Source organism: Bradyrhizobium daqingense (assembly GCF_021044685.1).
GTDB classification, from domain to species: Bacteria; Pseudomonadota; Alphaproteobacteria; order Rhizobiales; family Xanthobacteraceae; genus Bradyrhizobium; species Bradyrhizobium daqingense.
The window spans coordinates 2,836,974-2,849,790 of the sequence record NZ_CP088014.1 but is presented as its reverse complement, the minus strand read 5'-3'; the positions used below and the strand labels follow the sequence as shown (position 1 = coordinate 2,849,790).

7 protein-coding genes are annotated in these 12,817 nt (G+C 64.6%); 6 read left to right on the top strand and 1 reads right to left on the bottom strand.

Annotated elements, in window-relative coordinates; translation table 11 throughout:
* Positions 1-7: 7 nt before the first annotated feature.
* From treS to treY, 5 genes are read left to right on the top strand one after another with little or no spacing between them, the layout of a single operon-like run.
* Positions 8-3,301 carry a maltose alpha-D-glucosyltransferase gene (gene treS, locus LPJ38_RS13630; RefSeq protein ID WP_145635494.1) on the top strand — a complete coding sequence of 1,098 codons (3,294 nt, stop codon included), beginning with the start codon at positions 8-10 and terminating at the stop codon, positions 3,299-3,301.
* On the top strand, positions 3,294-5,432 hold the full coding sequence (glgB, locus tag LPJ38_RS13625; protein WP_167520509.1) for a 1,4-alpha-glucan branching protein GlgB: 2,139 nt from the start codon (positions 3,294-3,296) through the stop codon (positions 5,430-5,432). The genes treS and glgB overlap by 8 nt, the downstream gene beginning before the upstream one ends.
* Before the next feature lie 3 nt (positions 5,433-5,435).
* On the top strand, positions 5,436-7,514 hold the full coding sequence (glgX, locus tag LPJ38_RS13620) for a glycogen debranching protein GlgX (RefSeq protein WP_145635523.1): 2,079 nt from the start codon (positions 5,436-5,438) through the stop codon (positions 7,512-7,514).
* Complete coding sequence (treZ, locus tag LPJ38_RS13615) at positions 7,511-9,265, top strand: malto-oligosyltrehalose trehalohydrolase (protein ID WP_145635537.1); 1,755 nt, start codon at positions 7,511-7,513, stop codon at positions 9,263-9,265. Before glgX ends, treZ begins: the two co-directional genes overlap by 4 nt.
* 1 nt (position 9,266) lies before the next feature.
* Complete coding sequence (gene treY / locus LPJ38_RS13610) at positions 9,267-12,053, top strand: malto-oligosyltrehalose synthase (protein ID WP_145635553.1); 2,787 nt, start codon at positions 9,267-9,269, stop codon at positions 12,051-12,053.
* A gap of 2 nt (positions 12,054-12,055) precedes the next feature.
* Here the strand turns inward: treY and LPJ38_RS13605 are convergent, their stop codons facing one another.
* Complete coding sequence (locus tag LPJ38_RS13605; protein ID WP_145635574.1) at positions 12,056-12,373, bottom strand: polyhydroxyalkanoic acid system family protein; 318 nt, start codon at positions 12,371-12,373, stop codon at positions 12,056-12,058.
* A gap of 180 nt (positions 12,374-12,553) precedes the next feature.
* On the opposite strand from LPJ38_RS13605, the gene LPJ38_RS13600 reads away from it, so the two are divergent.
* Complete coding sequence (locus tag LPJ38_RS13600; RefSeq protein ID WP_008560028.1) at positions 12,554-12,718, top strand: DUF3309 family protein; 165 nt, start codon at positions 12,554-12,556, stop codon at positions 12,716-12,718.
* Positions 12,719-12,817 lie beyond the last annotated feature (99 nt).

Below are 12,817 nucleotides of genomic sequence, written 5' to 3'. Positions count from 1 at the left end.
TCACGCCATGAATGTTCTGTCTTCCGTCGACACCAAGAAAGCCGAGGCTGCCGAGATCGTGGACGAGCTCTGGTACAAGGACGCCATCATCTACCAGCTCCACGTCAAGGCTTTTGCCGACAGCAACAATGACGGCATCGGCGACTTTGCCGGCCTGACCGAGAAGCTGCCCTATCTCCAGGAGCTCGGCGTCACGGCGCTGTGGCTGTTGCCGTTCTATCCCTCGCCGGGCCGCGACGACGGCTACGACATCGGCGACTATGGCGCGGTCAATCCCGATTTCGGGACGATGAAGGATTTCAAGCGCTTCATCCAGGAGGCACAGAAGCGCGGCCTGCGCGTCATCACCGAGCTGGTGGTCAATCACACCTCGGACCAGCACAAATGGTTCAAGCGCGCGCGTCGCAGTCATCCGGGCTCGAGCGCCCGCAACTGGTACGTCTGGAGCGATACCGACCAGAAATACCAAGGCACGCGCATCATCTTCACCGACACGGAGAAGTCGAACTGGACGTGGGATCCCGAGGCCGGCGCCTTCTACTGGCACCGCTTCTTCTCGCACCAGCCGGATCTGAACTTCGACAATCCGCGCGTGGTGAGCGCCATCATCCAGGTGATGAAGCGCTGGCTGGATGCCGGCGTCGACGGCTTCCGTCTCGACGCCATTCCCTATCTGTGCGAGCGCGAGGGCACCTCGAACGAGAACCTGCCCGAGACGCACGCGATCATCAAGCGGCTGCGCCAGGAGCTCGACGCCTATTCCAAGGGAAAGCTGCTGCTGGCCGAGGCCAATCAATGGCCGGAGGACGTGCAGGAATATTTCGGCCGTGGCGACGAGTGCCACATGGCCTATCATTTCCCGCTGATGCCGCGCATCTACATGGCGATCGCGCAGGAGGATCGCTTCCCGATCACCGACATCCTGCGCCAGACCCCGGACATTCCGGCGAGCTGCCAATGGGCGCTGTTCCTGCGCAACCATGACGAGCTCACGCTGGAAATGGTCACCGACGTCGAGCGCGACTATCTCTGGACCACCTACGCCAACGACCCCCGCGCGCGCATCAATGTCGGCATCCGCCGACGCCTCGCGCCGCTGATGGACAACGACCGGCGCAAGATCGAGCTGATGAACTCGCTGCTGCTGTCATTTCCCGGCACGCCGATCATCTATTACGGCGACGAGATCGGGATGGGCGACAACATCTATCTCGGCGACCGCAACGGCGTGCGCACGCCGATGCAGTGGAGTCCGGACCGCAACGGCGGCTTCTCGCGCTGCGACCCGGCCCGGCTCTACGCGCCGCTGATCATGGACCCGGTCTACGGCTACGAGTCGGTGAACGTGGAGGCGCAGTCGCGCAGCCTGTCCTCGCTGCTCAGCGCCACCAAGCGGCTGATCGCGGTGCGCAAATCGACGCTCGCCTTTGGCCGCGGCACCATGACCTTCATCCGCCCGGCCAACCGCGCCGTGCTGGCCTATGTCCGGCAATATCGGGACGAGGTGATCCTCTGCGTCGCCAATCTGTCGCGCGCCGCGCAGGCAACCGAGCTCGATCTGTCGCCGTGGAAGGACCGCATCCCGCAGGAAATGCTCGGCCGCACCCGCTTCCCGCCGATCGGCGAGCTGCCCTACATGATCACGCTGGGGCCCTACGGCTTCTACTGGTTCCAGCTGCAGGAGCGCGACAAGTCCGAGCCGGTGATTCCGCGCGCCGTGCCGGAGTTCGAAACGCTGGTGGTGCCGGTGAATTCGAACTGGGTCTCGCTCGCCCGCGAGCGCGGCGTGTTCGAGCGCGACGTGCTGCCGGGATTCCTGTCGCGGACACGGTGGTATCCCGAGCACAATCCCAAGCACATCAAGACCGCGCTGACCTCGGCGGTGCCGTTCTGCGACATCGGCGACAATCGGCCCTGGATCGCATTCTTCGAGACCAGGCAGGGTGACCGGGCGACACGTTACGTGATGCCGCTGCAGATCGAGTGGGTACGCTTCGATCGCGAACGCTTCAATCCGAAGGCGCTCGCCGCCGTGCGTCAGGGTGCGCGCGAAGGCACGCTGCTCGATGTCGCGACCGAGCAGATCTTCATCGGCCTGTTCCTGCGCAACTTGTCGCAGAACCTGGCGGTGGAAGAGAACAATCTGCGGCTGGAATTCAAGGCGACGAGCCGCTTCGCCGACTACCTCGTCAAGGAACCCCAACGCATCCGGGCGATCGAGCAGTCGAACAGCACCGCGCTGGTCGACAATCAGTACGTTGCCAAGATCTATCGTCGGCTCGAAAGCGGCATCAGTCCCGAGATCGAGATCGGCCACTATCTCACGGAAGTTGCCCGCTTTGCCAATACGCCGGCGCTGCTGGGCAGCGTCGAGCTGGTCGAGGGCGAGCAACGCAGCGCGCTCGGCGTGCTGCATGCCTATGTCGAGAACCAGGGCGACGGCTGGACGGTGACGACGGGCTATCTCGACCGCTATATCGACGAGCAGCGCGTCCTGCCGGCGGGCGAAACGCTGCGCGAGACCCAGGAGCAGGCACCATACCTGCACTTCATAGCGCAGATCGGCCGGCGGCTCGGCGAGCTGCATGTCGCGCTGACCGCGGCAAAGCCGGACGATCTCGCGCCGGAGCCGATCGGATCGACCTACGTCAAGCACCTCGTGTCCGACCTCAAGGCGCGCGCCGAGCGGATCTTCGAGCGACTGGCCGACAGCCGCGACGGCCTGCGGGAGACGGACCGGCCCCTGATCGACCAGCTCATGGAAGCCCGCGCCGCCTTGTCCGGCCACCTGAATGCGCTATTGCCTTCCGGTATCGGTGGGTTGAACATCCGTCATCATGGCGACTTCCGGCTCGGGCAAACTCTGATCGTGAAGGATGATATCTTCATCATCGACTTCGACGGCAATCCGCATGTGCCGCTGGCCGACAAACGGCGCAAGGCGCCGGCCGCGCGCGACGTCGCCGGCCTGATTCACTCGATCGATGCTTCGGTCAATGCGGCGCTCCGTCGTGCACTCACCGGCGCATCCGACGAGCAGGGCCGGCTCGTTGCCGCGCTCGACGAATGGCGCGAGCGCGCGACCTCGACCTTCCTGTCCGCCTATCGCGAAGCCATGACCGACCGACAGCTGTGGCCGGACGATTCGCAATCCGCGGAAGGCCTGTTGAGGTTCTTCCTGATTGATCAAGCGTTCAACGACGTAGAGTACGAGCTGTCCTACCGGCCTGAGGGGCTGCACGCGCCGCTGACCGGACTGCTTCGCATTCTGTCCAGTGCCGGGAGCGAAGCCCATGCCTAAATTGCCCGCCGAAGCCTACGCGATCATCGAGGGCCGCCACTCCGACCCCTTCCACTATCTCGGTCTGCATCCCGAAGGCGGCAAAAGCGTCGTGCGCGCTTTTCTCCCAGAAGCCACCAATGTCGAGGCGGTCGGCGAGCACGGCGAGGTCGCCCCGCTCGACCGGGTGCACGATTCCGGCCTGTTCATCGGGGCTCTGCCCAATGGCTCGAAGCATTATCAGCTGCGCGCCAAATTCGGCGGCAACGTCGTCGAGTTCGAGGACGCCTACCGCTTTCCACCGATCCTGACCGACTTCGATCTCTATTTGCTCGGCGAAGGCACCGATCAGCGCCTCTACGACAAGCTCGGGGCGCATCCGATGCGGCTCGAAGGCGTCGACGGCATCGCCTTCGTGGTGCTGGCGCCGAATGCGCGGCGCGTCTCCGTGGTCGGCGATTTCAATTTCTGGGACGGGCGACGCCATCCCATGCGGGTGCGCGGCAACGGCTATTGGGAGCTGTTCATCCCGCACGCAAAGGTCGGCGATCACTACAAGTTCGAGATCATCGGCCCGCACGGCCATCTGCTGCCGCTGAAATCTGATCCGATGGCCTTTGCGAGCGAGGTGCGGCCGAAGACCGCGTCGATCGTGCTCGACGAGACGCGTCTGCCGCGGCCGCGGCCGGCGCCGGACGGCATCAACGCGCTGTCCGCGCCGATGTCGATCTACGAGGTCCATCTCGGTTCGTGGCGGCGGAAGAACGACAACGAATGGCTGACCTATCGCGAGCTGGCCGAGCAGCTGCCGGCCTACGCCCGCGACATGGGCTTCACCCATCTCGAATTCCTGCCCGTGAGCGAGCATCCCTTCGACGGCTCCTGGGGCTATCAGCCGACCGGCCTCTATGCGCCGACCAGCCGCTTCGGAAGCCCCGAGGATTTTGCGGCGCTGGTCGATGCCTGCCATCGCGAGGGCATCGGCGTGCTGCTCGACTGGGTGCCCGGCCATTTCCCGGACGATCCGCATGGCCTTGGCCATTTCGACGGCACCGCGCTCTACGAGCACGCCAACCCGCTCCAGGGCCGCCACCTCGACTGGGGTACGCTGATCTACAATTACGGCCGCACCGAAGTGACGAACTTCCTGGTGTCGAACGCGCTGTTCTGGCTCGAGCGCTACGCGATCGACGGGCTGCGCGTCGATGCGGTCGCGTCGATGCTCTACCTCGACTACAGCCGCCCGCCAGGCGCCTGGGTTCCGAACCAGTATGGCGGCCGCGAGAACATCGAGGCCATCAACTTCCTGCGTCGCTTCAACACCGAGCTGTTTGCCCGCTTCCCGCAAGCGACCACGGCCGCGGAGGAGTCCACCGCCTGGCCGCAGGTCTCGCGCCCGGTCGAGTTCGGCGGGCTCGGCTTCGGCTACAAGTGGAACATGGGCTGGATGCACGACACGCTGAATTACATCAGCAAGGATCCGATTCACCGCAAGCATCACCACGGCGACATCCTGTTCGGCCTGCACTACGCCTTCTCGGAGAACTTCATCCTGCCGCTGTCGCATGACGAGGTCGTGCACGGCAAACGCTCGATCCTCGGCCGCATGCCCGGCGACGAGTGGCAACGCTTTGCCAATCTGCGCGCCTATTACAGCTTCATGTTCGGACACCCAGGCAAGAAGCTGTTGTTCATGGGCGGCGAGATCGCGCAGAGCCGCGAATGGAACCACGACCAGTCGCTGGATTGGCACCTGCTCGAATACAAGTACCATTCCGGCACCCAGGCGCTGATCCGCGATCTCAACCGACTCTATCGTGCGGTGCCGGCGCTGCACCAGATGGATTGCGACCAAGCCGGCTTCGAATGGCTGATCACCGACGATGCCAATCGCAACGTGTTCGCGTGGCTGCGCAAGGGCTTCGACGAGCACGCGCGGTGCCTGGTGATCGTCAACTTCTCGCCGAACGTCTACCAGAACTATCGCGTTCGCGTGCCGATCGGCGTCAAGTGGAAGGAAGTGCTCAACTCCGATTCCGCCCATTACGGCGGCAGCAACGTTGGGAACATCGGGGAAGTTCACGCGGTTGACGGTGAGCTGCGCCTCACCATTCCACCGCTTGCCGCGATCTTCCTCATTCCGGAAAGTTGATCGATGCGCCTGACTGCTGGATCGCCCGCACGCCTCGGCGCAAGCTGGGACGGACGCGGCACCAATTTCGCGCTGTTCACCGCCAACGCGCAGAAGGTCGAGCTTTGCCTGTTCGATACGCAAGGCCGTCGTGAGCTCGAGCGCATCGAACTGCCGGAGAAGACCGAGGACGTCTGGCACGGCTATCTCAACGACGTCTCGCCCGGCCAACTCTACGGCTATCGCGTGCACGGCCCCTACGAGCCCGAGCACGGCCACCGCTTCAATTCCAACAAGCTGGTGCTCGATCCCTATGCCAAGCGGCTTGCCGGACGGCTGGTGTGGAGCGACGCGCATTTCGCCTACCGCACCGGCTCACCGCGCGAGGACCTGTCGTTCGACCGGCGCGACAATGCGCGCGGCATGCCCAAGGCCGTCGTCGTCGACGAGACCTTCAACTGGGGCCGGCGCGAGATCCGTCCCAACATCCCCTGGGAAGACACCATCATCTACGAGGCCCACGTCAAGGGCCTGACGCAGAAGCGGGACGACGTCCCGCCGAATCTGCGCGGCACCTATGGCGGACTGTCGTCGCCGGCGATGATCGAGCATCTGAAGAGGCTCGGCGTCACCACGGTCGAGCTTCTGCCGGTCCACAGCTTCGTCGACGACCGCATTCTGGTCGAGAAGAAGCTCGCCAATTATTGGGGCTACAACACGCTGTCCTTCTTCGCGCCCGAGCTACGCTACGCCCAGGACAACGCGCTCGATTCGTTCCGCACCACGGTCGCCCGGCTGCACGACGCCGGCATCGAGGTGATGCTCGACGTCGTCTACAACCACACCGCCGAGGGCAACCACCTTGGTCCGACGCTGTGCTATCGCGGCATCGACAACGCCTCCTATTACTGGCTGAATCGCGAGAACCCGCGCTATTACGACGACTTCACCGGCTGCGGCTCGTCGGTGAACCTCACCCATCCGCGGGTGCTCCAGATGGTGATGGATTCGCTGCGCTATTGGGTCGAGGTCTGTCATGTCGACGGCTTCCGCTTCGACCTCGCCACCACGCTGGCGCGCGGCCCGAACGGTTTTGATCGCGGCATCTCGTTCCTGACCGCGGTCCGGCAGGATCCGGTGCTGGCGACCGTCAAGCTCGTCGCCGAACCGTGGGATCTCGGGCTCGGCGGCTACCAGGTCGGCGCGTTCCCCTCGCAATGGTCGGAGTGGAATGACCGCTATCGCAGCGCCATGCGCCGCTACTGGAGCGGCGAAGGCAGCCTGATCGGCGACATCTCCAGCCGCATGACGGCGTCCTCCGACCTCTTCAACCACGACGGCCGGCGGCCACGCGCCAGCATCAACCACATCACCGTACATGACGGCTTCACGCTCGCCGATCTCTTCAGCTACAACGAGAAGCACAACGAGGCCAATGGCGAGGACAATCGCGATGGCTCCAACGACAACCACAGCAACAATTGCGGCGTCGAAGGTCCGACCGACGATCCCAAGATCCTCGGCCTGCGCCGGCAGCTTCGCAAGAACGTGCTGGCTTGCCTGATGCTGGCGCAAGGCGTTCCGCTGCTCCTCGCCGGCGACGAGGTCGGCAATTCGCAATCAGGCAACAACAACGCCTATTGCCAGGACAACGAGGTCGGCTGGGTCGGCTGGGACAATCTCGGCAAGGAAGGCGACGACATGGTCGATTTCGTCGCCCATCTCGGCGACATCCGCCGCCGTTTCTCGCAGCTGCGCAGCCATCGCTGGCTCGACGGCCGTCCCAAGGACGGGATTTCCTACGGCGCGCTGTGGCTGACGCCTGCCGGTGACGAGATGACGGAGAACGACTGGAAATTCCCCGAAGGGCGGTTTCTCTCCTATGTGATGGGGCCGATGGAACCCGGCAGCGCCGCGATCTTTATCGTTCTGAACGCCGCGCCAGAAGAGATCGCATTCAAATTGCCCAAAATGACCGAATACAAGAGTTGGCAGCAAATCCTCAACACGACCGAAGCCAGGCTGAACTCGATCGACTTCCTCCCCGGAAGCGACAGCAAAGCGCCGCCGCGCTCCGTGCTCGCCTTCGCGGGTGCGCTATGAGGCCATCCTTCGGAGCGAAGCCGACCAAGGACGGCGTGTCGTTCCGGCTGTGGGCGCCCGGCGCACGTCGTGTCGATCTCCTGCTCGAGCGAAGGCACGCGATGCAACGCCGGCAGGATGGCTGGTACGTCGCCGAGATTGCCGGCCTGACCGTCGGGAGCGAATACAAATTTCGGATCGACGACGAGATCGACGTGCCCGACCCAGCCTCAGCCTTTCAGCCGCAGGACGTGTTTGGCCCGAGCGAGGTGATCGACCACGACGCTTACGTCTGGCGCGCGCACGACTGGCGCGGCCGTCCCTGGGAAGAGACGGTGCTGATCGAGACTCATGTCGGCACCTTCACGCCGCAAGGCACTTACCGCGCCATGATCGACAAGCTCGATCATCTCGTAGAAACCGGCATCACCGCGCTGGAATTGATGCCGCTGGCCGATTTCGCCGGGCGCCGCGGCTGGGGTTATGACGGCGTGCTCTGGTATGCGCCCGACAGCGCCTATGGCCGGCCCGAGGACCTGAAGGCGCTGATCGACGAGGCGCATCTGCGCGGGCTCATCGTGTTCCTCGACGTCGTCTACAATCATTTCGGTCCGGAGGGAAACTATCTCGGCCGCTATGCGCCGACCTTCTTCACCGACGCGCATACGCCCTGGGGCAGCGCGATCGATTATCGCGTTCCGCAGGTGCGCGCCTTCGCGGTCGAGAACGCGCTGTCCTGGCTCACCGACTATCGCTTCGACGGCCTGAGGCTCGATGCCGCCAACCACATCATGGCGGTCCCCGGCGAGCAATCGATGCTGCAAGACCTCAGCGTCGCCGCCGGCGAGCTCGCCAAGGCCACGGGCCGCCACATCCACCTCGTGCTGGAGAACGGCGATAACCGCGCGAGCCTGCTCGATGCCGCGCAGGAGCCGCCGAACGGCAAATATCGCGGGCAGTGGAACGACGATTATCACCACGTCTGGCACGTGATGCTGACCGGCGAGCTCGCCGGCTATTATGCCGACTACCAAACTCCGCGCATGGATCTTGCGCGCGCGCTCGCTTCGGGCTTCGTCTACCAGGGCGAAATCTCGGAATTCTGGGGCAAGAAGCCGCGCGGCGAGTCGAGCGGGGAGCTGCCGCCGGCGACCTTCGTCAACTTCCTGCAGAACCATGACCAAATCGGCAACCGCCCGCTCGGCGACCGGCTCGAAAGTCTGGCGTCGCCAAAACAGATCGAGGCCGCGCTCGCGGTCACCCTGCTCGCGCCGATGGTGCCGATGCTGTTTCAGGGCGAGGAATGGGGCTCCAAGGCGCCCTTCCCGTTCTTCTGCGATTTCCAGGGCGAGCTGGCCGACGCCGTGCGCAAGGGGCGCAAGCAGGAATATGCCTGGGCCTATGAGAAATACGGTGACGAGGTGCCCGATCCACTCGATCCGGCAACGCTGCAATCGGCCGTGCTCGACTGGATCAGCCGCACGCCAGAAGAGGACGAACGACTGGCGCTGGTGCGAGAGCTGCTCGCGCTCCGCCGCAAGGTGATCATGCCGCGACTGAAAGGCGCAAGGTTCGGCGATGCCGAGGCCGCGGATACCGGCCTGCTCACCGCACAATGGCGCATGGGGGACGGCGCGGCGCTGCACCTGATCGCCAATCTCTCGGACGATGAAGTGGCCTATTCCAACGGCAATGCGGGCACGCCGATCTGGGGCGGCGAGGCCGGCGAGCGACTTCCGCCCTGGTCTGTGGTCTGGCGCCTCGGAGGTTAGCATGCCTCCCGCCATTCCGCTCGCGACCTATCGGCTCCAGCTCACGGCGGATTTCGACTTCGACAAGGCCGCCGCGGTCATTCCTTACCTGAAGGCGCTCGGGATCACGCATCTCTACGCCTCCCCGGTGATGAAGGCGCGCAAGGGCTCGACGCATGGTTACGACACCGTCGATCACGGCCAGTTCAATCCCGAGCTCGGCGGCGAGGCCGGTTTCGCGCGGCTGAGCGAGGCACTGATCAAGAACGATCTCGGTCTCATCATCGATTTCGTGCCCAACCATGTCGGGGTGCATTTCGCCGACAATCCCTGGTGGCTCGACGTGCTGGAATGGGGCCAGGCCTCGCCGCATGCGGTCTCCTTCGACATCGACTGGGATCAACTGGCCTTCCGCGCCCGCGGCGGCGTGCTGCTGCCGATCCTCGGTTCGTCCTACGGCGAGGCGCTCGAGCGCGGCGACATCGAGCTGCGCTACGATCCCGACGAGGGCAGTCTCTCCGCCTGGTATTTCGAGCATCGCCTGCCCATCGCGCCGGAACGTTACGGCGAGGTGCTCCGCATGATCGTCAAGGAAGCCGATGCGGCGGACACGGAGCCCGGCAAGCGCATGCTCGCGCTCGCCGCGCGCTACACCGGATTGCGCCGGCCCAACCGCAAGGAAGCTCCCGCCTTCAAGTCAGAACTCAAGGAGATCGCGGGCGCGGCCGATCTCATCGCGCGCGGCCTTGCCGCCTATCGCGCCGGCAAGGATCGCCCGGCGCAAACGCTGGCGTTGCATCATCTGCTTGAGCGCCAGCACTACAAGCTCGGCCACTGGCGGCTCGCCTCCAGCGATATCAATTATCGCCGCTTCTTCGACGTCAACGGGCTCGCCGGCCTGCGCGTCGAGGATCCCGGCACGTTTGCCGCCACCCACCGGCTGGTCAAGCAGCTGATCGTCGAGGGCAGGCTGCAAGGCATACGCCTGGATCACATCGACGGCCTGCGTGATCCCGCACAATATTGCCAGCGGCTGCGCCGCCTGGTGCGCGACGCGCAAGGCAACGCGAAGCCCTTCTACACCGTGATCGAGAAGATCCTGTGCGAGCATGAACGCCTGCCGCATTTCGCCGGCGTCCAGGGCACCACCGGCTATGAGTGGATGAACGTCATCACCCAGGTTCTGGTCGACGCCAACGGCCTGGCCGCGCTGGACGAGACCTGGCGACAGATCAGCAACCGGCCGCCGCAGCTCGCGCCTTACGTCAAGGACGCCAAGCGGCGCGTGCTGGAGACCCTGCTCACCAGCGAGTTCACCGTGCTGACGCGCCTGCTCGCGCGCATCGCCAACGGGCACTATTCGACCCGCGATTTCTCCGCCGACAGCCTGCGGCAGGCGCTCGAGCTTTATGTGCTGCATTTCCCGGTTTACCGCACGTATTTGACGCATAGCGGTCCGACTGCACCGGACCGCAAGCTGATCGACGACACCATCGAACGCGCCCGCTCCGAATGGTTCGCCGCGGATGAAGGCATCTTCGATTTCCTGCGCGACGCCCTGACCATGGACCTGCTCAAGCCCGGTCGGCCGCCGCACAGCGCACCGCGGGTGCGCCGCTTCGCGCTGAAGGTGCAGCAATTCACCGGTCCGATGATGGCGAAGTCGCTGGAGGATACCGCGTTCTATCAATTCCACCGGCTGCTTGCGCTGAACGAGGTCGGCGGCGATCCCGCAAGCAACGGCATGTCCCTTGCCGCCTTCCACCAGGCCATGCGGGTCCGTGCCAAGGAATGGCCGCAGGGCATGACCGCGACCGCGACCCACGACACCAAGCGCGGCGAGGATGCCCGCGCACGCATCGCGGCGCTGAGCGAAATTCCTGGCGAATGGACCAGCGCGGTGGCGCGCTGGAAGGTGCTGAACGCGCCGCATCTTACGCACCAGGGCAATTTCCGCGCACCGTCGGCGACGTTCGAATACATGCTCTACCAGACCCTGCTCGGGGCCTGGCCACTCCAGGCTCCGGTCGATCCTGGGTTCGTCGAACGCATCCAGGCCTATGCCCTCAAGGCCGCGCGCGAAGGCAAGGAGGAGACGAGCTGGCTCAATCCGCATGAAGCGTATGAGAACGGCGTCAACAGCTTCATCGGCAAGATCCTCGATCCCGCCCAGTCCGCGGAATTCCTGGAGGCGCTGCAGACCCTGGCCCGCCGCGTCGCACTGCTCGGCATGTTGAACTCGCTCGGCCAGCTCACGCTCAAGGCGACGCTGCCGGGCGTGCCGGACTTCTACCAAGGCACCGAGTTCTGGGACCTGTCGCTGGTCGACCCCGACAACCGTCGCCCCGTGGATTTTGCCGCGCGCCATGCGGCGCTGACATCCTTGGACGCTCCGGACTGGAGCGGCCTGAGCCAGAGCTGGCCCGACGGCCGGCTCAAGCTGGCCTGGACGCGCCATCTGATCAAGCTTCGCAACCAGCTTCCCGACGTCTTCATCCGGGGTGACTACCAGCCGCTCGAGGTGCGCGGGGCACATGCCGACCGCGCCATCGCCTTCGCCCGCAGCCATGGCCGCGCGGCTGTGATCGTCGTGGTCGGGCGTCACTTTGCACCGTTCACGCAAGCAGGCCGGGAATGGCCGGCGCTGGAAGGCATCGATGCAACCATCGACATCGCCGGCTACACCGCGGCAGGACTTGCCGGCAACGAACTGCCACTCGCGCAAGCCTTGCGCGACCTTCCCGTGGCGGTCATCGAGGCGCACACCACGAATGCAGCGAAGCCGGTGCGCCGACGTGCGCACGCCTGAAGTTACTTGCCTCCGTCCTTGGTGAGCAGCAATTGGCCGCGCTTCTTGATCGTGGCCTGCGCCATCTCGGCAAAGCGCTGCAAAAGCCAGGGCAGCACCACCTCGACCCGGACCTGATCGTCGCCGACGTCGACCTGGCCGCTGGCGATCTGTCCGAGCGCGCGGATGCGGAAATTCATCGTATCCCCGTTCCAGCTTTCTTGCTCGACCTGCATCACGGGAATGCTCGCCGCGGCGCGGCCGAGCCCCGTCTTGAGCCGGCGTACCGCCTCCTCGCGGCCGAGGCGATGCGGAATTGAGACGACGAGCGGTGCTGACATGGCCGTGGCCCCTGCTGACTGATCCTCATTCCATCATGCCCGATGGCAGGTCAAAAGTTCCATGCATGTGGAAGTCCAAGCCTGCGTTGCAAGGCCGGAACTTTAAAACCTGCGGCAAGTTGCCTCCGCACAAGGGACAGGTGCAACGACCCTTTCGAGAAAGGGCTGGAGGAGATTCGCATGTCTATCGGCACGATCATTCTGATCATCTTGATCATCGCCCTGCTCGGCGGCTTCAGCGGCATCGGCGGCGGCCCGTTCTACGGCACCGGCTATTATGGCGGCGGCGGCCTCGGGCTCGTCATCGTCATCCTGCTGATCCTGCTCCTGATGGGACGGATCTAGCGACGGATTAGTAGGGTGGGTTAGCCGCGAGGCGTAACCCACCTCTTGGTTTCCGCGGAGACAGAAATGGTGGGTTACGCTCGCCGACCGCGCTTCGCG

What these genes read in the sequence shown, in the direction of transcription:
- LPJ38_RS13600 (WP_008560028.1), top strand. Translation starts at nt 12,554, where the DNA reads ATGTCTATCGGCACGATCATTCTGATCATCTTGATCATCGCCCTGCTC.
- LPJ38_RS13605 (WP_145635574.1), bottom strand. Translation starts at nt 12,373, where the DNA reads ATGTCAGCACCGCTCGTCGTCTCAATTCCGCATCGCCTCGGCCGCGAG.
- treS (WP_145635494.1), top strand. Translation starts at nt 8, where the DNA reads ATGAATGTTCTGTCTTCCGTCGACACCAAGAAAGCCGAGGCTGCCGAG.
- glgX (WP_145635523.1), top strand. Translation starts at nt 5,436, where the DNA reads ATGCGCCTGACTGCTGGATCGCCCGCACGCCTCGGCGCAAGCTGGGAC.
- treY (WP_145635553.1), top strand. Translation starts at nt 9,267, where the DNA reads ATGCCTCCCGCCATTCCGCTCGCGACCTATCGGCTCCAGCTCACGGCG.
- glgB (WP_167520509.1), top strand. Translation starts at nt 3,294, where the DNA reads ATGCCTAAATTGCCCGCCGAAGCCTACGCGATCATCGAGGGCCGCCAC.
- treZ (WP_145635537.1), top strand. Translation starts at nt 7,511, where the DNA reads ATGAGGCCATCCTTCGGAGCGAAGCCGACCAAGGACGGCGTGTCGTTC.